Here is a 715-nt window from a genome sequence, read left to right on the forward strand (position 1 = left end):
AGGCCCGGTGGGAGAGTAGGTCGTTGCCAGATAAATTTATTCCGTGGTAGCTCAATGGCAGAGCATTCGGCTGTTAACCGAAGGGTTGGAGGTTCGAGCCCTCTCCACGGAGCCATTTTATTTTGGAAAAATATAAATGTGATATTTAAAACTTCAATAGTTTGAAGTTTTTTTTATTTTATACATAAATAAAAAAATATAAAAAGATATGCTGATTAAAAATTAGCATATCTTTTTATTATAATCTGAAATTGTTGTTTGATTTATTTTGCTAGTATGTGGAGGATTATACCAAATACTTATCCTTGCGTATCTATATGTAATATATACAGATATATTGAGAAAAAGCTAGAAATTACGGTTTAATTTTAATTAATAAATAATATATTGATTCATTAGTTGGATATTCATGATAAGATAGCTTATGTCCTCGCAGAAGACAACAAAATATATCAAAAAAATTCAACTAAATTTTTAAATAGTATTGACAAAAATTAAGTTTATATGTTAATATAAACAAGTTCTCTAAAAGGACAAGATGATAAGTTGACAACTAATTAATTTAAAATAAATTAATAGTTGACAAGCTTAAACAAAAATGTTACTATATAAAAGTCGCTTGGAGCGACAGGGTCTTTGAAAATTGAACAGAGAATAGAAACCAGTCAATTACTTAACAGTTAAATGTTAAGAAACGCGATGAGCGAAACAGATT

The 715-nt window shown here is 28.3% G+C and carries 1 tRNA gene; it reads left to right on the top strand.

The features are described from left to right. Positions 1-40 precede the first annotated feature (40 nt). Positions 41-115, top strand: a tRNA-Asn gene (locus tag CRN98_RS17335). The last annotated feature ends 600 nt before the right edge of the window (positions 116-715 follow it).

This window comes from Clostridium peptidivorans, from assembly GCF_900205925.1.
Lineage (GTDB): Bacteria > Bacillota > Clostridia > Clostridiales > Clostridiaceae > Clostridium_AK > Clostridium_AK peptidivorans.